Raw genomic sequence first — 17541 nt, forward strand, 5'->3', positions numbered from 1 at the left:
TCTATGAACTCTTTACAATTTAATCGTCATCGTCGCTTAAGACAAAGCGGGGGCATGCGTGCGCTTGTGCGTGAAACGTTTTTACATACGGAAGATTTTATTTACCCTATTTTTGTATTAGAAGGAGAAAATGTTCGTAATGAAGTGCCTTCTATGCCAGGCGTATATCAAATGTCTTTAGATTTATTGCAAGCTGAAATGCAAGAAGTTGTTGATTTAGGTATTCGTTCTGTTATTGTATTCGGTTTACCTGCTGAAAAAGATGAAGTTGGATCATCAGCATATTGTGATCATGGAATTGTGCAACGTGCAATTAAGCAAATTAAAGGCGAATTCCCTGATTTAGTAGTAGTTGCAGATACATGTTTATGTCAATTCACAAGCCATGGTCATTGCGGTGTAATTGAAGATGGTATTATTTTAAATGACGAGTCTCTTGCAGTTCTGGCAAAAACAGCTGTAAGTCAAGCGCAAGCAGGGGCAGATATTATTGCGCCATCAAACATGATGGACGGATTCGTAACAGCAATTCGCCATGCATTAGATGAAAATGGTTTTGGACATGTACCAGTTATGTCGTACGCTGTGAAATATTCATCAGCATTTTACGGACCATTCCGTGATGCAGCGCACGGTGCACCGCAATTTGGTGATCGCAAAACATATCAAATGGACCCAGCGAACCGTATGGAAGCATTCCGTGAAGCAGAATCAGATGTAATGGAAGGGGCAGATTTCTTAATTGTAAAGCCAGCTCTTTCTTACTTAGATATCGTTCGTGATGTGAAAAATAACTTTAATTTACCAGTCGTTGCTTATAACGTAAGTGGTGAGTATTCGATGATTAAAGCGGCAGCGCAAAATGGTTGGATTAATGAGAAAGAAGTTGTACTTGAAAAATTAATTAGTATGAAACGTGCAGGAGCAGATTTAATTATTACGTATCATGCAAAAGATGCAGCAAGATGGTTACAAGAAGGAGGCGCTAAATAATGAAAAAGTTTGATAAGTCGATTGCCGCGTTCGAAGAGGCGCAAGATTTAATGCCTGGTGGCGTAAATAGCCCTGTTCGTGCCTTTAAGTCTGTCGGTATGAATCCGTTGTTTATGGAGCGCGGAAAAGGCTCTAAAGTATATGATATCGATGGAAATGAATACATCGATTACGTATTATCATGGGGTCCTTTAATTCATGGTCATGCAAACGATCGTGTTGTGGAAGCTTTAAAATCTGTTGCTGAAAGAGGAACAAGCTTCGGTGCTCCAACGGAAATTGAGAATGAATTAGCGAAACTTGTTATTGAGCGCGTACCATCAATTGAGATTGTACGTATGGTTAACTCAGGAACAGAAGCGACGATGAGTGCGCTACGTTTAGCTCGTGGTTATACAGGGCGTAACAAAATTTTGAAATTCATCGGTTGTTACCACGGTCATGGTGATTCGTTATTAATTAAAGCAGGTTCTGGTGTGGCGACGCTAGGTTTACCAGATAGCCCTGGTGTACCAGAAGGTGTAGCGAAAAATACAATTACAGTAGCGTATAACGATTTAGAAAGTGTGAAATACGCTTTCGAACAATTCGGTGATGATATTGCCTGTGTCATCGTAGAACCAGTAGCAGGAAATATGGGTGTTGTTCCTCCGCAACCAGGATTTTTAGAAGGTCTTCGTGAAGTAACAGAGCAAAACGGTGCATTGCTTATTTTTGATGAAGTAATGACAGGATTCCGAGTTGCTTATAATTGTGGACAAGGTTATTACGGTGTAACACCTGATTTAACTTGTTTAGGTAAAGTAATCGGTGGTGGCTTACCGGTAGGAGCATACGGTGGTAAAGCAGAAATTATGCGCCAAGTTGCACCGAGCGGACCGATTTACCAAGCAGGTACTTTATCAGGTAACCCACTTGCAATGGCAGCAGGTTATGAAACGTTAGTACAGTTAACGCCAGAATCATATGTAGAATTCGAGCGTAAAGCTGAAATGTTAGAAGCTGGCTTGCGTAAAGCGGCTGAAAAACATGGCATTCCGCATCATATTAACCGTGCAGGTTCTATGATTGGTATCTTCTTTACAGATGAACAAGTTATTAATTACGATGCAGCAAAATCTTCAAACTTACAATTCTTTGCAGCTTACTATCGTGAAATGGTAGAGCAAGGTGTATTCTTGCCGCCATCTCAATTTGAAGGCTTATTCTTATCGACAGCACATAGTGATGCAGATATTGAAGCGACAATTGCAGCGGCTGAGATTGCTATGTCAAAATTAAAAGCTTAATTGAATAAAGAAAATCGCTCTCCATAAGGGGGCGATTTTTTTTATTCATAAAGTCAGCTTTCCGCACATAAATCTGTAATGACATATAGTTTGGGAGGGGGAAAAGAAGTGGCAACAGATCATTCATTACGTTTTTCATTAAAAGAATCTGTTTGGTTCCAAAAAGGACAGGAAGTCGAAGAACTTTTGTCAATTTCGTTAGATCCAGACGTTGAGATAGAAGAGCTTGATCATGAAGTTATCGTGAGAGGGCAATTAGATTTAACGGGAGAGTATGTTGCGCGGCAAGATGATTCGGCTTATTCATTAAGAGATCTATCACCAGCGAAGTCAATTGATTATGTAGAAACAAGGGAAGATGGGGTTAATGAACTTGTTCATTCCTTTCCGCTTGAAATATCAATTCCGAGAAACCGTGTGAAAGTGATTGAAGAACTATATGTATCTATCGAGGAATTTGATTATGAATTAAAGGAAAATGGTTGCTTACAATTATTAGCGGATATATCTATTACAGGTTTATGTGATGAAGAAAGAATTGAGGATGAAGAGGAAGAAACGGCGTATGCTGAGTTAGAGGATGATTCAGCGCAAGAGTATGAAACTAGACCGACGCCGCAAGTTGAAGAGCCAGCTTATAAGGAATCAGATGAGTGGGAAGATTACGCATTCGAACCGTTCCAACTAGAAGAAAGAAAAGAGCAGGAAGTAGAGGAAGAGGAAATAGAAGAACATGAATTTGTAGAGCGTGAAGAAGAGCAAGAAACAACGCCGCAATTTGAATTGTTCGGACGAAAAGATTTCAAGAAAGAGAAAGCGAAAAAACAAGAAGAGCAAGAAGAAGAAGAAGCGTATTCACAGCGAGATGAAAATGCGCTATATTTAACGAAATTATTTACGAAGGAACCGGAAGAGGAATTTACAAAGTTAAGAATGTATTTCGTGCAAGAAGGAGATACGATCGAATCTGTTGCAGATCGTTATGAAACGTCTGTACAAAACTTATACCGTGTCAATCAAACAGAAGATATATATTTGACTGCAGGACAAATTATTTATATTCCTGTTTCAAGAGCAAAAGCGAAATAAGTGGGTGAGTGTTTTCACCCACTTTTTTCTAAAGGCTATGTTTTGAATAGAAAGGGTTATTCGTATGGATATGGAATTACGAAATCGCTATGAACCCATTGTAAGTCAATATAGATTGGATACACAGCATATGGAAGAGCACGGAAGCGTAACGAAAATTTATACGAATCAAGGTCCATATGCGCTTAAGAGAATAGAAAGCAGGAAGTTAGAGCGGAATAACTTTTTGCACCATATTCAATATTTGAAGGAGAAAGGTTTTTCAAATTATGTACCGATATACCATGCGACGGATGGCAATTATATTTTAAGTGACGGTACGTATAATTATTATTTAATGCCGTGGTTAGAACGTGCGGAAGGGAACGGCGAGGATAATGATCAATACCATAAAATGTTTCAAACTCTCGGGACGTTACATCAAAAAACGGTGAAAGAAGAAACGTATACAGAAGAAGATTTAGAAAAGCATTATACGAATATATCTGATCGCTGGGAGAATGATGGTGAAATGTTAGAAGAGTTCCTCGTAGAATCTGAAGCAAAGTGGTATATGTCTCCGTTTGAATTACAATATTGTACGTACTATCATCATGTAATGAGGGCGCGTGAGTTTGCAACGAAGCAATTAAATGAGTGGAACGATGCGATGAAAGAAAAAGAAAAAACACGTATTACTTTTGTGCATGGTAACGTATCACTTAATCACTTTTTATTTGATTATGAACGGAACGGCTATTTTATTAGTTTAGAAAAATCGAAGTTTGCAACACCTGTGCAAGATATAGTAGGTTTTTATTCGCGGTCTTTAAACACGTATCCAATTGCGCGAAGTGATCGGTTTGAATGGTATCAAATGTACCAAAAAAATTTCCCTTTTACGAAAGAAGAGCAACTACTTATGTTTGCGTATATGACGTATCCATCGCAATTTATTCGGCAAATCCAGTCTTATAAGAAAAGAAGAGAGAGTCGTAATGAGGAAAATGAACTTCTCGGAGTAAAGAGCTTGCAACAAGCGCATTGGCTCGTTAGTAATATAGAATATTTCCTATCGCAATTACAAGCTGCCCAGCAAGGGAACGGATAAAGTGAAACTTTAATTAGTACGGGTATGACTGCCTGCAAATAGCGGGATCAAAAGATAAGTAGAGGATGCTACTTATCTTTTTTGTGTGCCCGAAAATTCATAGACTTAAATTTATCTTGACGAATAAGGTTTCGTTTTTTACACTATTGTATATAATAATTAACAATCATATAAATGCCTTGAAGGGGAAGAGTATAACAAGAAACGTCTTCAGAGAGGAGAATCATTAGCTGGGAGATTCTCTAGATAGTTATGTTAGAAGGTAGCCCTGGAGCATCTTTTCTGAACGGAATAGTTCTCATTAGGAAAAGACGGATTTGTCCGTTATCAAATTAAGAGTATAAGCAAATTCTGAATTTGTTTGTAAATAAAGGTGGTACCGCGATGTCCCTCGTCCTTTTTTGGATGAGGGGCATTTTTTATTTTAAGGAGGGAAAATAATGTCAAACACGGAAAAGAATTTACCAACTAAATATGATCATATGTCCGTTGAAGAAGGCCTTTATCAGTGGTGGCTAGAAGGCAAATATTTTGAAGCAACAGGAGACGAGAAGAAACAACCATATACTATTGTAATTCCACCTCCGAACGTAACTGGTAAGTTACACTTAGGTCACGCTTGGGATACAACTCTTCAAGATATTTTAACTCGTACGAAGCGTATGCAAGGTTACGATGTATTATGGCTTCCAGGAATGGACCATGCGGGTATCGCAACACAAGCGAAAGTAGAAGGGAAACTTCGTGAAGAAGGTATTTCACGTTACGATCTTGGCCGTGAGAAATTCCTTGAAAAAGCTTGGGAGTGGAAAGAAGAATACGCTTCTCACATTCGTCAACAGTGGGGGAAAGTTGGTTTAGGACTAGACTATTCTCGCGAACGTTTCACATTAGACGAAGGTTTATCTGATGCGGTTAATAAAGTATTCGTTCAATTATACGAAAAAGGCTTAATTTACCGTGGTGAATATATTATTAACTGGGACCCAGCAACACGCACAGCCCTTTCTGATATTGAAGTAATTCATAAAGAAGTTCAAGGTGCATTCTACCATATGAACTATCCATTAACAGATGGTTCTGGTCATATTCGTCTTGCAACTACTCGTCCAGAAACGATGCTTGGTGATACAGCAGTAGCAGTTCATCCAGAAGATGATCGTTACAAGCATTTAATCGGAAAAACAGTTACACTTCCAATCGTAGGCCGTGATATTCCGATTATTGCTGATGAGTACGTAGAAAAAGATTTCGGAACAGGTGTTGTAAAAATTACACCAGCTCATGACCCGAATGACTTTGAAGTAGGTAACCGTCATGACTTACCACGTATTTTAGTAATGAACGAAGATGGATCGATGAACGAAAAAGCTGGTAAGTATAACGGCATGGATCGTTTCGAGTGTCGTAAAGCGTTAGTGAAAGATTTACAAGAAGCGGGCGTATTAGTAGAAATTGAGCCTCATATGCATTCAGTCGGTCATAGTGAGCGTAGCGGTGCAGTTGTTGAGCCTTACTTATCAACACAATGGTTCGTAAAAATGGCTCCACTTGCTGAGAAGGCAGTAGCGCTTCAACAAAAAGAAGAAGAAAAAGTAACGTTCGTACCAGAGCGTTTCGAAAACACATATTTACGTTGGATGGAAAACATTCACGACTGGTGTATTTCTCGTCAATTATGGTGGGGACACCGCATTCCAGCTTGGTATCATAAAGAAACTGGTGAAGTATACGTAGGTACAGAAGCACCAGCAGATATTGAAAACTGGAATCAAGACAACGACGTACTTGATACATGGTTCAGTTCAGCTTTATGGCCATTCTCAACACTTGGTTGGCCAAATGAAGATTCAGCAGACTTCAAACGTTACTATTCAACTGATGCACTAGTAACGGGTTATGACATCATCTTCTTCTGGGTATCTCGTATGATCTTCCAAGGTTTAGAGTTTACAGGTGAGCGTCCATTTAAAGATGTATTAATTCACGGTTTAGTTCGTGATGAGCAAGGACGTAAAATGAGTAAATCTCTTGGTAACGGTATTGACCCAATGGAAGTTATCGAGAAGTACGGTGCAGATGCAATGCGTTTCTTCTTATCAACGGGAAGTGCACCAGGTCAAGACTTACGTTTCAGCATGGAAAAAGTAGAATCTACTTGGAACTTCATTAATAAAATTTGGAATGCATCACGTTTCGTATTAATGAACATGGATGATATGAAGTATGAAGAAATCGATTTAACTGGTGAAAAATCAGTTGCAGATAAGTGGATTTTAACGCGCTTAAATGAAACAATCGAAAGCGTAACACGTAATATGGATAAATATGAGTTCGGTGAAGCTGGTCGTTCATTATACAACTTCATTTGGGACGATTTCTGTGACTGGTACATTGAAATGGCGAAACTTCCACTATACGGTGAAGATGAAGCAGCTAAGAAAACAACTCGTTCTATTTTAGCTTATGTATTAGACCAAACAATGCGTCTATTACACCCATTCATGCCATTCGTAACAGAGAAAATTTGGCAGCATTTACCGCATGAAGGCGAGTCTATTACAGTAGCAGCATGGCCAACAGTTCGCGAAGATTTACAAGATACAGAAGCAGCGGCAGAAATGCATCTTCTAGTTGATATCATTCGCTCTGTTCGTAACATCCGTGCAGAAGTTAATACGCCAATGAGCAAAAAAGTTCAAATGCAAATTAAAGCAAAAGACGAGGCTGTACTTGCTCAACTTACGAAAAACAGCTCTTACATTGAGCGTTTCTGTAACCCAAGCGAATTAACAATTCAAACGGATTTACAAGCGCCAGAAAAAGCGATGACTGCAATCGTAACAGGTGCAGAGTTATTCTTACCGTTAGCTGATCTTATCAATCTTGATGAAGAGAGAGCGCGTCTTGAGAAAGAACTTGAGAAGTTCGACAAAGAAGTAGAACGTGTACAGAAGAAACTTTCAAACCAAGGTTTCGTAGCGAAAGCTCCTGCAGCAGTTATTGAAGGAGAGCGTGCGAAAGAGCAAGATTACCTAGAAAAACGCGAAGCAGTTCGCCAACGTCTAGCGGATCTTGAGAAATAAAAAATGTTTTTTAGAGACTCACTATATTGGTGAGTCTCTTTTCTTTGCGTATAATAGAATGATGAAGGTTGTTTTTTGAAAGGGGAAAGCATACGTGATACATACATACGAAGAAGCAATAGGATGGATTCATAGCCGATTGAAGTTTGGTATTAAACCAGGGTTAGAAAGAATGAGATGGATGCTAGAAGAGCTAGGAAATCCAGAGCGTCACATAAAATGTGTTCATCTTGCTGGTACAAATGGAAAAGGTTCAACGTTAACATATATGCGCTACATGTTAGAAGATGCAAAGTATAAGGTAGGGACATTTACCTCTCCTTATATTGAAACATTTAACGAACGTATTAGTGTGAACGGCACACCAATTGCAGATGAAGAGATTACAGAACTTGTAAAGATGGTAAAGCCAATCGTTGAAAAACTAGATGAGACGGATTTAGGGGAAGCGACTGAGTTTGAAATTATTACTGTTATGGCAATTTGTTATTTCGGTAAAGTTAATTTCTGTGATGTTGTTTTATTTGAAACGGGGCTTGGAGGGCGCTTTGATTCTACGAATGTGGTTCACCCTGTTCTCACGATTATTACAAATATCGGCCACGATCATATGCATATTTTAGGTAATACACTAGGAGAAATTGCATATGAAAAGGCGGGAATTATTAAGTCTGGTGTTCCGGTTATTACTGGTGTACGAGATGAGGAAGCGTTGCAAGTCATTCAAAAGGTTGCAAAGGAAAATCATGCAAACTTATATGAGATGGGCAACCATTTTACAGCGTTACATAAACAGTCTAGCGAAGATGGAGAACAGTTCGATTTCACTTGTCCTTTCGCCTCTTTTGAAGATGTGCGAATCTCGATGAAAGGTAGTCATCAAGTAGGAAACGCAGCACTTGCACTTATGGCAGTCGTGTATGTAAAAACATACTTATCATTTTTAATTGAGGAAGAAGAAATCAGAACGGGATTACAGGAAGCGTATTGGATTGGGCGCTTTGAAAAACTGCAAAGTAATCCAGATATTATTATAGATGGTGCGCATAACCCAGAAGGTATCGAAAGTCTTGTGAAAACAGTAGAATCACATTACAAAGATAAAAATGTAATAGTTTTATTTACTGCCCTTGGTGATAAACAATTGCATAATATGGTAGGTCAATTAGAAACAATTGCCGATGAAATTATTTTTACAACATTCGCCTTTGATCGTGCTATTTCAGCAGGCGAGCTTGCATCGTATGGAAAGAAAGAATCAAAATTAGTTTTTGAAAATTGGAAAGAGGCAATTGATACGAAAGTTGAAATGATTGGGGAAAATGATGTTTTTATCATAACAGGTTCTCTTTATTTCATTTCGGAAGTTCGAAAATATATTCGCGAGAAAAACTAGATAGTCTTTGCTATCTAGTTTTTTTGTTCTACAAATGAAGTCAAATGCATACATATAAGATAAATATATAGGGTTATTTGGCGAATTCCTCTGACAAATATCTCGTTTTTTTGTGAAATGAATATGGTATGATGCGGACAACGATAAGAGGTGAGGTGTGAGTGTATGGACAAGCAATCACGAACGATCTCAGTGAAAGTGAATGGAACAGAAGCGAAGTATGAGGAGAAGAAGAAAGATGAATTTGAATGGATGGTAGTAGAAAGTGAAAGACCGAAAAACGTTGTTCCGTTTCAAAAAGCGAAATTAGTGTCTACAGAAAAAACACGGAAGAAGTGGAGCAATACGTTAATTGCAATCGTTGCAACGGCGATTATTATTGGTACGGCGTTTGGGATGGGAATGCTACAGTTACTTAAAGGGCAAGGTGCGACAGGGGGAAGTGGAGTAACAGCTTCGAAGCAGATGCAAAATGAAGAATCAAAGGTGGGCGGAATGTCAGAACAAACACCAGCACCAAAACAGGAAAAACAAAAAGCACAGACAGGAACATCATTGGATCCAATGAAATTATTTTTTGTTCAAGGAGGAATTTATTCTTCTGAAGAAAAGGGACAGGCTGCTCTTGAAGAATGGAAAGGTAATGGGGGCGTAGCAGCTTTAAAACCGAGCGGTGATAAGTATGCATTAGTTGTTGGTATTGCAAGCGATGAACAAGGCATAAATCAATTAATGACGCAGTATAAAAATGATAATGTCTCTGTATTGAAAAAGAACTGGGATATAACAGATAAAGCGTTACTTAAAAATGATAAAGAAGTGGGTGCATTTTTAACAAAAGTACAGCCATTATATACTCATTTAGCAAAATATACTTCTAGCGTACAAGCTAGTGGGAAAAGTAATGCAAAAGATATAGGTGCGATTGAAAAAGAGTGGAAAGCAATTGAAAAAGAAGGAAAAAGTATGAAGCAGGAAGAAGCAAAGAAATTGTATATGTATACGTCAGTAGCTGTGCAAACAGTGAAGGATGGAAAAGGTGATAAGGAATCTTTGGCGAAATTAAATCAAGTTATTATTGATGGTATACTTTCATATGAAAAAATTGTTTCACAAAAGGTGAATTAATAGGATAATGAAATGACGAAGGAAGAAGTATAGGTACTTCTTTCTTTTCTTTTGAATTTAGAGCAAAGTGCTTTCTCAATGGCAGGAATATAATCGTATTTTAGTAAAAAAGTATTATTTTGTTTAGAGAAAATAATATTTCTTTCATTTGTGGACAAACTATTCCTTTGATACGATTGATGTAAATAATTCTGCTTCATATGAGAAAGGAAGGAGAAAATATGAGAAAAATTATTTTAGCATCAGGGTCACCTCGCAGGAAGGAACTGCTTGAGTTAGCGGATGTACCATTTGAAATCATTGTAAGTGAAGTAGAAGAAACGATTGGTGCCTACTCATCACCTTCTGATATTGTTATGTCCCTTGCCCTGCAAAAAGCATCTGCAGTAGCAGAAAATAACAGTGATCATATTGTGTTAGGCGCAGATACAATTGTTACATATGAGTCGCGTATTCTTGGAAAGCCTTCTAATGAGGCTGAGGCGAAAGAAATGTTGCAATTATTATCAGGGAAAACACATGAAGTGTATACTGGTGTTGCAATTATAGCAAAAGACAAAACAGTCACTTTTTACGAGCGTACAGAAGTTACGTTTTGGGAATTAACAGAAGAGGAAATTGACGTATACGTTGCATCGAAAGAGCCTCTTGATAAAGCAGGAAGTTATGGAATTCAAGGTAAAGGATCTATTTTTGTTCAACATATTCAAGGGGATTACTATAGTGTAGTCGGTTTACCAATTTCACGTCTTGTTCGGGAATTAAAACAATTCAATATTGATATAACCCATGCGTAAAATTGCATGGGATTTTCTTTGAGAGAACAAATAAAGGGGTGGAGAAATGAACGGTATTCGTGATGTTGTCAAAGAAGAACAGCCACGGGAGCGTTTATTGTTAGAAGGAGCTGGAAGTTTATCGAATCGGGAGCTTCTTGCAGTGTTACTCAGAACAGGTTCTAAAGAAGAAACAGTTTTAAAGTTATCAGATAAAATTTTACATCACTTTGACGGTTTACGTATGTTGAAAGACGCAACGTTAGAAGAGCTCGTCAGTATACATGGTGTTGGGGTTGCGAAGGCAACCCAGCTTATAGCTGCTTTTGAACTCGGTAGAAGAATGGTGCGTTTAGAGTATCAAAATAGATATAGCATTCGAAGCCCAGAAGATTGCGCGAGATATATGATGGAAGAAATGCGTTTCCTGCAGCAGGAGCATTTTGTATGTTTATATTTGAACACAAAAAATCAAGTTATACATAGGCAAACGATTTTCATTGGAAGTTTAAACACATCAATTGTACATCCAAGGGAAGTTTTTAAAGAAGCGTTCCGCCGTGCAGCAGCCTCTATCATATGTCTTCATAACCATCCCTCAGGAGACCCCACGCCGAGCCGAGAAGATATTGAAGTAACAAAACGCTTAGTAGAATGCGGTCGAATTATCGGAATTGAAGTCCTTGACCATATTATAATAGGCGACCATAAATTCGTGAGTTTAAAGGAAAAAGGTCATATTTAAGACTATGCTTTTTACTTATTTTGTTTTATAATGTGATTTATGAGTTTTTTGTAGAAATTTATCTACAAAAAGGATAAAGATATAAAAAACGTACTGTTTTTATAATATAAAGTAAGAAAAAATGAGTCCGTGAAAACAAGAAAGGAAGATAAATAATATGTTTGGATTTGGTGGATTTACTCGCGATCTTGGAATAGATTTAGGAACTGCGAACACGCTTGTATATGTAAAAGGAAAAGGTGTAGTTTTACGTGAACCTTCAGTAGTAGCGTTACAAACTGATACGAAACAAATCGTTGCTGTAGGTAGCGATGCAAAACAAATGATTGGTCGTACACCAGGAAACGTTGTGGCACTTCGCCCGATGAAAGACGGTGTAATTGCTGACTACGAAACGACAGCAACAATGATGAAATATTACATTCAACAAGCTCAAAAATCAAATGGATTTTTCTCACGTAAACCATACGTAATGGTATGTGTACCATCTGGTATTACAGCTGTAGAAAGACGTGCAGTAATTGACGCGACTCGTCAAGCTGGTGCTCGTGACGCTTATCCAATTGAAGAACCATTTGCAGCAGCAATTGGTGCAAACTTACCTGTTTGGGAACCAACTGGTAGCATGGTTGTTGATATCGGTGGCGGTACAACAGAAGTTGCAATTATTTCTTTAGGTGGTATTGTAACAAGTCAATCAGTTCGTGTTGCTGGTGATGATATGGACGATTCAATCATTCAGTACATTAAGAAAAGCTACAACTTAATGATTGGTGAAAGAACAGCTGAAGCATTGAAATTAGAAATCGGTTCTGCAGGCGAGCCAGAAGGTATTGAGCCTATGGAAATTCGTGGTCGTGATTTAGTAAGTGGTTTACCAAAAACAGTACTAATTCAGCCAGAAGAAATTGCAGATGCATTAAAAGATACAGTAGATGCAATTGTAGAATCTGTTAAAAATACGTTAGAGAAAACTCCACCTGAATTAGCGGCAGACATCATGGACCGTGGTATCGTATTAACAGGCGGCGGAGCATTACTACGTAACTTAGATAAAGTGATTAGTGAAGAAACAAATATGCCAGTTCTTGTTGCAGAAGATCCATTAGATTGCGTAGCAATTGGAACAGGTAAAGCATTAGACAATATCGATCTTTTCAAAACTGCTGCTCGATAATATTGCAAAATAAAAATCAATGAAATTAAGAGGGTGTGAACGTGCCACAGTTTTTCTTAAACAAAAGATTAATTGTTTTGTTAGTTAGTATCATTCTTCTCGTGGCATTGATTGGAATCTCATTGAAAGAACGGAACAGTTTAACATGGCCAGAGCAGTTTGTTAAAGACACTGTCGGTGTTGTAGAACGTGTATTCCAAAAGCCAGCGAAATACGTAGCTGGATTCTTCGAAAATGTAGAGGATGTAAAGCGCACGTATGAAGAGAATAAAGAATTAAAAGCAAAATTAGATAATTATGCAGACCTATCAGGAAAAGTAAAACAATTAGAAGATGATAAAAAGAAACTACAAGAGTTAACGGGTAAAGATAAGTTAAATAGCGGTTATACTGAAATTCCAGCGACTGTTGTTTCTCGTAATCCAGATAAATGGTACGATTTAATTGGAATTGATAAAGGGGCACAGCAAGGAATTAAAAAAGATATGGCTGTTATGACTTCACAAGGTTTAGTTGGACGAGTGAAAAGTGTATCTCAGTTCACATCATCAGTAGAGCTACTAAGCTCTATGAGCCGAACAAATCGTGTTTCTGCTATCGTACAAGGTGATGAGAAAATCTTTGGATTGATTGAAGGTTACGACAAAGAAAAACACTTACTTCTTTTCACAAAGATTGGTTCTGATGCTCATGTAGCAAAAGATCAACTAGTTGTAACATCTGGACTTGGTGATATTTTCCCGAAAGGTCTTGTAATTGGAAAAATCGTTGATGTTCAGCCGGATGCATACGGCTTAACACAAACAGCTTATGTAAAACCTGCCGCTGATTTGAATGACGTAGAGCATATTATGGTTGCGAAACGTGAAACGCCTTCAGCGCCATTAGAATAGGAGGGGGAGAAGAGATGATGAAGATTTTAAAAAGAGCAGCTCTTCCTCTTTTGCTCCTTTTTGTTTTTTTATTTGAAAATATGTTTGCTACTATTGTTCCAACAGCAGTTTTTTGGAAAGACAGTATAGCAGCACCTCATTTCTTTATCATTGTGTTATGTTTTGTTACTGTGTACTATAGTCCGGTCCAAGGGATTTATTACGGACTATTATTTGGTTTCTTATTTGATACCGTATACACAGAACTTGTCGGTATATATATTTTTGCATATCCGATTTTAGCTTATTTAGTTTATAGTGTGATGAAGGTACTACAATTGAATTTATTTATTGTTGCTTCTATCGTACTAGCTAGCATTGTAGCATTAGAGTATTATGTGTATGGATTTTTAACTTTGTTAGGACGTACTCATATGTCGGCGTATGTCTTTTTCACAGATCGTCTCCTGTCTACTTTATTGCTAAATGCAATTTTCTTATTGATAGTTTGTTTCCCACTGAGACGATATTTAGTGCGTCTTTCAAAAGCGATGGAAGAAAAAGAAAAAAGGATTTTCTAATTTTATGTCGAATTGAATCGGTGGGGTGAACTTTAGTGGAGGAAAAAAAGCAACAAAATGTAACAATAAAAGGGACAAAAGACGGAATAACGCTTCATTTAGATGATTGTTGTTCATTCTCTGAATTGTTGAAGGAATTGGATGAAAAGCTTTCTACACATTACTATGATGGTGATGGGCGCTCTTTAATTGAAGTGCATGTGAAAGTGGGAAATCGTTATTTAACAGAAGTCCAACAAGAAGAGATTCGTACGTTAATTCGTAATAAAAAGAATCTTGTTGTGGATTCAATTGAAAGTGATGTTATAACGAAAGCAGAAGCAATAGCTTGGAAAGAAGAAACAGAAATTGTCCCTATTTCCAAAATTGTTCGCTCTGGACAAGTTTTACATGTAAAAGGAAATTTATTGTTAATTGGTGATGTTAATCCAGGCGGAACGGTTATCGCTGGGGGGAATATTTTTGTCGTAGGATCATTAAGAGGAATTGCGCATGCTGGGTACGATGGGGATTCGGATGCTGTAATCGCTGCATCTATTATGAACCCAATGCAACTTCGAATTAGTGATGTGGCAATGCGGGCTCCGGAAGAGAAAGAAGACGGAGCGGAGGCGGCAGAATGTGCGTATATTAATGAGAACAATCACATTGTTGTCGATCGACTGCAACTTCTCACTCATCTTAGACCTAATTTAACAAAGTTAGAAAGGGGAATTGTATAGCTGTGGGAGAGGCAATAGTAATTACATCTGGAAAAGGCGGTGTAGGTAAAACTACAACGTCTGCGAACATTGGTACAGCCCTAGCGTTATCTGGAAAGAAAGTGTGCTTAATTGACACAGATATCGGTCTTAGAAACTTAGACGTAGTAATGGGGCTGGAAAATCGTATTGTATTTGATCTTGTTGATGTCGTTGAAGGGCGTTGCCGTTTACCTCAGGCTCTTATTAAAGATAAACGTTTTGATGATCTTTATTTATTACCTGCAGCACAAACGAGTGATAAATCAGCGGTAACACCTGAACAAATGGATGAATTAATACAAGTATTACGTCAAGATTATGATTACATATTAATTGATTGTCCTGCGGGGATTGAGCAGGGATTTAAAAACGCGGTAGCTGGTGCGGATAAAGCAATCGTTGTTACGACGCCAGAAGTATCCTCAATGCGCGATGCGGATCGTATTATCGGGCTTTTAGAAAAAGAGGATATTGAACCACCGAAACTTGTTATTAATCGTGTGCGTAGTCATATGCTTCATGAACAGGATATGTTAGATGTTGATGAAATCGTACGTACATTGTCAATCGAGCTTCTTGGTGTTGTCGAAGATGATGACGAAGTTATCCGTGCTACAAACACAGGTGAACCTGTAGCGTTGCAACCGAGCGGAAAAGCAGCGTTAGCTTATCGTAATATTGCAAGACGTTTGTTGGGTGAAAATGTCCCGCTACAAGCATTTGAACAAGAAAAGGTATCGGTATTTACAAAGATGAAAAACTTCTTTGGAATCCGTTAAAAGCACTTCGCATATTTGCGGAGTGCTTTCTTTTTTCTTCACACGAATATCTTCCTTGCCTAGCTCATACATATGTACAAACTGTATACAACTGTTTCTCTGTAAATTAGCTTAATGAAAGAAAGGAGACAGTATGAAGAATAGACGTGTAGAAGAAATTAAAAAACGGATTGCGAAGAGGAAGGCAGAGCAAGAGAGGATGGAGGAAGAGCAATATTTTGCTGGAGGGAATTTTGACAGTGAAACAGTATTTATTGAAGATGGAGAAAAGGAAATTCATCCTTTATTTCGAAAAGAAGTGTTTCTCTTCAAAGTTTTATTATCAGCAATATTAGTTCTTTCTGTCGCTATTTTATATAAGAATGCCCCCTCTTCTTTCGACGGTGCGAAAGCAGTTACAGAAAAAGTGATGAAAGAAGAATTTCAGTTTGCTACTGTAGCGAAATGGTACGAAAAGCAGTTTGGAAAACCGCTCGTATTTTATTCGCCTAATGAGAAAAAAGAAGGAACGATTCAGCAAAAAGATTATGCAATTCCTGCTTCAGGAAAGGTAATGCAAGGGTTTCAAAAAAATGGCCAAGGTGTATTTGTCCAAACAGCTACAAATGCAACTGTTGAGTCAGTGAATGAAGGGCTTGTTGTTTTTGCAGGCAAGAAAGAGGAACTCGGTAATACAGTTCAAATTCAGCATGCAGATGGTACGGAGTCATGGTATGCGAATTTAAATGACATGTCAGTGAAATTATATGATTACGTTTCAAAGAAACAAAAAATTGGAACAGTGAATAATGACGCAAATAATAAAAATGGTAAGTTTTATTTTGCAATAAAAAAGAATGAAAAATTTATCGACCCGATTCAGGTGATTTCGTTTGATTAAATATAGAGATGTTTTAACGAAAATTTCAGTGCATCCGTTGTTTTGGGTTATTATAGTCATTGGTATTTTTACGGCACGTTTTAAAGAGTTGCTGCTTTTATTTTGTATCGTTCTTATCCATGAACTTGGGCATGCTTTCGCAGCGGCACATTATAATTGGAGGATTAAAAGGATTCAACTTTTACCGTTTGGTGGTGTAGCTGAGCTTGAGGAACATGGCAATAAGTCATTGAAAGAGGAGCTTGTTGTCGTAATTGCAGGACCTATTCAACATATTTGGATGATGGCGGTAGGTTATATATTGTTTGCAACGGGTTGGCTAAGTGCGGAATTATATTATTTCTTTATGTGGAATAATATAATTATTTTAGCATTTAATTTACTTCCTATTTGGCCGCTTGATGGCGGGAAAGTATTGTTTAACGTATTATCATATCGTTTTCCTTATTTACAAGCACATGAAAAGATGATGAAATTATCATGTGTTTTTTTTAGTGTAATATTAGTGTGGCAGTTACTTTGGAATAGTAACAATATTATGATGTGGGTACTTCTCATATTTTTAGCGATATCGTTATATCAAGAATGGAAACAAAGACGGTACGCCTTTATGCGTTTTTTGTTAGAACGATACTATGGGAACAAAAGAGGAATTGAAAAGATTGCACCCATTGAAGTGCAATCAGAAGATCATTTATATAAGATCTTCACAAAATTTCGTAGAGGGTATAAGCACTCTATTATCGTTCATGGAAAATATAAAGAACATTACACATTGGATGAAAATGAATTGCTCTATGCGTATTTTACTGAAAAACGAACAACTTCATCTGTCGAAGAATTAATCGGTTAGTGTTGACGATAGCACTAACCTTTTATTATTGTAAAAGCAAAGAAGATTATAAAGTGAGGAAAGA

At 37.7% G+C, this 17541-nt stretch carries 16 protein-coding genes and 1 other annotated feature; all 16 genes read left to right on the forward strand.

The features are described from left to right. Positions 1-3: 3 nt before the first annotated feature. The 16 genes from hemB (at position 4) to spoIVFB (ending at position 17477) form a co-directional block, all read left to right on the forward strand. Complete coding sequence (hemB, locus tag VF726_RS08300; protein WP_440167327.1) at positions 4-993, forward strand: porphobilinogen synthase; 990 nt, start codon at positions 4-6, stop codon at positions 991-993. Then, complete coding sequence (gene hemL, locus VF726_RS08305) at positions 993-2282, forward strand: glutamate-1-semialdehyde 2,1-aminomutase (RefSeq protein WP_440167329.1); 1290 nt, start codon at positions 993-995, stop codon at positions 2280-2282. The genes hemB and hemL overlap by 1 nt, the downstream gene beginning before the upstream one ends. Before the next feature lie 78 nt (positions 2283-2360). Beyond that, positions 2361-3371 (forward strand): stage VI sporulation protein D, encoded by a 1011-nt coding sequence (gene spoVID, locus VF726_RS08310; protein ID WP_440167331.1) that lies wholly within the window; start codon positions 2361-2363, stop codon positions 3369-3371. A 64-nt stretch (positions 3372-3435) separates the two neighbouring features. After that, positions 3436-4461: a spore coat protein YsxE gene (gene ysxE / locus VF726_RS08315; protein ID WP_440167333.1), complete on the forward strand. Its 1026-nt coding sequence runs from the start codon at positions 3436-3438 to the stop codon at positions 4459-4461. Between the two features lie 170 nt (positions 4462-4631). Then, positions 4632-4863, forward strand: a binding site (T-box leader). A 38-nt stretch (positions 4864-4901) separates the two neighbouring features. Then, entirely contained in the window at positions 4902-7547 is a 2646-nt protein-coding gene (locus VF726_RS08320) for a valine--tRNA ligase (RefSeq protein WP_440167335.1), read from the forward strand. 94 nt (positions 7548-7641) lie between these two features. Beyond that, a complete protein-coding gene (locus VF726_RS08325; RefSeq protein ID WP_440167337.1) occupies positions 7642-8943 on the forward strand; it encodes a bifunctional folylpolyglutamate synthase/dihydrofolate synthase in 1302 nt (433 codons plus the stop codon). Positions 8944-9108: 165 nt separating this feature from the next. Next, a complete protein-coding gene (locus VF726_RS08330; protein ID WP_440167339.1) occupies positions 9109-10071 on the forward strand; it encodes a stage II sporulation protein B in 963 nt (320 codons plus the stop codon). A 221-nt stretch (positions 10072-10292) separates the two neighbouring features. After that, positions 10293-10868 (forward strand): Maf family protein, encoded by a 576-nt coding sequence (locus VF726_RS08335; protein ID WP_440167341.1) that lies wholly within the window; start codon positions 10293-10295, stop codon positions 10866-10868. 46 nt (positions 10869-10914) lie between these two features. After that, positions 10915-11592, forward strand: coding sequence for a DNA repair protein RadC (gene radC / locus VF726_RS08340; RefSeq protein ID WP_087957065.1), 678 nt, complete (start codon positions 10915-10917; stop codon positions 11590-11592). Positions 11593-11749: 157 nt separating this feature from the next. Then, on the forward strand, positions 11750-12769 hold the full coding sequence (gene mreB / locus VF726_RS08345; RefSeq protein WP_000466737.1) for a cell shape-determining protein MreB: 1020 nt from the start codon (positions 11750-11752) through the stop codon (positions 12767-12769). Positions 12770-12810: 41 nt separating this feature from the next. Beyond that, complete coding sequence (mreC, locus tag VF726_RS08350; RefSeq protein ID WP_440167344.1) at positions 12811-13662, forward strand: rod shape-determining protein MreC; 852 nt, start codon at positions 12811-12813, stop codon at positions 13660-13662. A gap of 14 nt (positions 13663-13676) precedes the next feature. Next, positions 13677-14222, forward strand: coding sequence for a rod shape-determining protein MreD (mreD, locus tag VF726_RS08355; protein WP_440167346.1), 546 nt, complete (start codon positions 13677-13679; stop codon positions 14220-14222). Positions 14223-14257: 35 nt separating this feature from the next. Continuing rightward, a complete protein-coding gene (gene minC, locus VF726_RS08360; RefSeq protein ID WP_087957061.1) occupies positions 14258-14944 on the forward strand; it encodes a septum site-determining protein MinC in 687 nt (228 codons plus the stop codon). 2 nt (positions 14945-14946) lie between these two features. Further along, on the forward strand, positions 14947-15744 hold the full coding sequence (gene minD, locus VF726_RS08365) for a septum site-determining protein MinD (RefSeq protein WP_000503310.1): 798 nt from the start codon (positions 14947-14949) through the stop codon (positions 15742-15744). A 133-nt stretch (positions 15745-15877) separates the two neighbouring features. Next, positions 15878-16624 (forward strand): stage IV sporulation protein SpoIVFA, encoded by a 747-nt coding sequence (gene spoIVFA / locus VF726_RS08370; protein ID WP_087957059.1) that lies wholly within the window; start codon positions 15878-15880, stop codon positions 16622-16624. Next, positions 16617-17477 (forward strand): stage IV sporulation intramembrane metalloprotease SpoIVFB, encoded by an 861-nt coding sequence (gene spoIVFB / locus VF726_RS08375; protein ID WP_440167350.1) that lies wholly within the window; start codon positions 16617-16619, stop codon positions 17475-17477. The genes spoIVFA and spoIVFB overlap by 8 nt, the downstream gene beginning before the upstream one ends. Positions 17478-17541: the final 64 nt, after the last annotated feature.

Origin of the sequence: Bacillus sp. Brlt_9 (assembly GCF_051948935.1) — a bacterium.
Lineage (GTDB): Bacteria > Bacillota > Bacilli > Bacillales > Bacillaceae_G > Bacillus_A.

What these genes read in the sequence shown, in the direction of transcription:
- hemB (WP_440167327.1), top strand. Translation starts at nt 4, where the DNA reads ATGAACTCTTTACAATTTAATCGTCATCGTCGCTTAAGACAAAGCGGG.
- hemL (WP_440167329.1), top strand. Translation starts at nt 993, where the DNA reads ATGAAAAAGTTTGATAAGTCGATTGCCGCGTTCGAAGAGGCGCAAGAT.
- spoVID (WP_440167331.1), top strand. Translation starts at nt 2,361, where the DNA reads ATGACATATAGTTTGGGAGGGGGAAAAGAAGTGGCAACAGATCATTCA.
- ysxE (WP_440167333.1), top strand. Translation starts at nt 3,436, where the DNA reads ATGGATATGGAATTACGAAATCGCTATGAACCCATTGTAAGTCAATAT.
- VF726_RS08320 (WP_440167335.1), top strand. Translation starts at nt 4,902, where the DNA reads ATGTCAAACACGGAAAAGAATTTACCAACTAAATATGATCATATGTCC.
- VF726_RS08330 (WP_440167339.1), top strand. Translation starts at nt 9,109, where the DNA reads ATGGACAAGCAATCACGAACGATCTCAGTGAAAGTGAATGGAACAGAA.
- VF726_RS08335 (WP_440167341.1), top strand. Translation starts at nt 10,293, where the DNA reads ATGAGAAAAATTATTTTAGCATCAGGGTCACCTCGCAGGAAGGAACTG.
- radC (WP_087957065.1), top strand. Translation starts at nt 10,915, where the DNA reads ATGAACGGTATTCGTGATGTTGTCAAAGAAGAACAGCCACGGGAGCGT.
- mreB (WP_000466737.1), top strand. Translation starts at nt 11,750, where the DNA reads ATGTTTGGATTTGGTGGATTTACTCGCGATCTTGGAATAGATTTAGGA.
- mreD (WP_440167346.1), top strand. Translation starts at nt 13,677, where the DNA reads ATGATGAAGATTTTAAAAAGAGCAGCTCTTCCTCTTTTGCTCCTTTTT.
- spoIVFA (WP_087957059.1), top strand. Translation starts at nt 15,878, where the DNA reads ATGAAGAATAGACGTGTAGAAGAAATTAAAAAACGGATTGCGAAGAGG.